At 37.3% G+C, this 2042-nt stretch carries 2 protein-coding genes; both read right to left on the reverse strand.

Annotated elements, in window-relative coordinates:
- A partial coding sequence (locus ACY65O_RS03070; RefSeq protein ID WP_462219383.1) for an outer membrane beta-barrel protein occupies nt 1–499 on the reverse strand: 499 nt, incomplete at its 3' end.
- A 91-nt stretch (nt 500–590) separates the two neighbouring features.
- A complete protein-coding gene (locus ACY65O_RS03075; RefSeq protein ID WP_462219384.1) occupies nt 591–1985 on the reverse strand; it encodes an ammonium transporter in 1395 nt (464 codons plus the stop codon).
- Between the last annotated feature and the right edge of the window lie 57 nt (nt 1986–2042).

Consider the following 2042-nt stretch of genomic DNA (forward strand, 5'->3'; position numbering starts at 1 on the left):
CTGTATGAAAAAATGGACCGTTAGTAAACATATAACTCATGCTGTAATTTCTGTTTAGCGGTGCATCTACTAATTCGTAACCCACATGCGTAGCAAACTTACCTGCTGTAAATTTCACCTTAGCTGATGGAGCGTAAGTAACATACGCCTGCTTTATTGCAGATAATGATAAAAAGCCATTTTTGTCTGAGCCTGTTCCTACATTATCATTACCATCATTATAAGAAAACTCTTCTGCCCTGCGGCCAAAACCTAAATCAACTGTAGCACCCACTTTACCCGATAAAGCTGTGGCATCGGCACGTAAAGAAGCCATGCCTAACTCAAAAGAACTTTGAGAATTGGTGAAACTGGTGTAATTATTGGTTTTACCTGCAAAATTATAACGGTAGTAGCCGTCAATAGAACCCGAAACTGTAAGTGTTTTTGTAGAATCCTGTGCAGTAGCGGCAAAAAAAGATACTGCAGCTGTTGCTGCTAAAAATAATTTTCTTAACATTGTAATTGATTTTAATTATTAAATGATAGGTACAACCCATGAACTTTGTCGAGAAGCTCATATATTGGTTGTACCTTTTTTATATTATTGATTAATCTTCAACAAGTGTTTCTTTAATTTCTCCACCGTTTTGCACTAACAAAGTACCCTGTGTATAATTTTCGTTGTGCTGAGAAGCATCAAGGCCCAATAATTCATCTTCCTGGCTAACACGAATTGGTAAAATAAAATTGATAAATTTAAAGATGGCAAAAGAAACTGTGAAGCTATATGCTACAACTATTGCCAAGCCTTTAAGCTGTGTTAAAAAGAAAGCAGTACCACCATATAATAATCCATCAGCACCTGCAGTATTTACATTTTTAGTTGCAAATACACCAGTTAATATCATACCAACCATACCACCAATACCATGGCATGGAAATACATCCAGTGTATCATCTAACTTTGATTTTGATTTATAGTACACCGCAATGTTTGAAACAATTGCAGCTAAAAATCCGATAAAAATACTTTGAGGTATTGCTACAAAACCTGCACCTGGAGTAATGGCAACCAAACCAACCACTGCACCAATAAAAAAGCCCAGTACAGATGGTTTTTTACCTCTCATTACATCAAAAAACATCCAGCTTAAACCTGCTGCTGCTGCTGCTGTATTAGTAGTTGCAAATGCACTAACAGATAAAGTAGTTGCACCTAATGCAGAACCTGCATTAAAACCAAACCATCCAAACCAAAGTAAACCGGTGCCAATTAATACATAAGGAATATTAGCTGGTGGAATTTCTCTGTGTTCAATATGCGATTGTCTTCTTTTTAATACCAAAGCGCCAGCCAAAGCTGCACAACCTGCAGAAATATGTACCACTGTACCGCCTGCAAAATCAAGTACACCCATTTTAAATAAAAATCCCATTGGATGCCATGTCCAGTGTGCCAAAGGAGCATAAACTAGTAAACTGAATAACACTATAAATAAAATGTAAGCGCTGAATTTAATACGCTCAGCCACTGCACCTACCACAAGGCCGGGAGTAATAATGGCAAACATTAATTGAAACAGAGAAAACAATAATAAGGGAATAGTTAATGATGAAGTGGCACCCTGCAAAATTGGTGCGCCTGATGCTACACCTTTAAAGAAAAGATGCGTCATTGGATTACCGATAAAACCTCCTATCGTTTCACCAAATGCCAGGCTGTAACCAACAGTTACCCAAAGTACACTAACCACACCTGCAGCAACCACACTTTTTATCATAGTGCTGATTACATTTTTACGGTGTACCATACCTCCGTAAAAAAATGCCAGGCCGGGGGTCATTAAAAACACTAAAGCAGTGGCTACTAAAATCCAGGCCACATCTGCTCCGTTAAATTTACCATCATCGAAGTTGGGTAAAGACGGGATAAAGATTGCAGCTATTGCAACAACTGCCAGTACAAAGAAGGGAGCTAAATTTCTTAATGTTAAAGATTTCATGCTTTGATTGTTTTTGTATTATTTTTAATAATATGTGTTACTATCTGAACAAATATA

This window comes from Ferruginibacter sp., assembly GCF_031430955.1.
GTDB lineage: Bacteria > Bacteroidota > Bacteroidia > Chitinophagales > Chitinophagaceae > Ferruginibacter.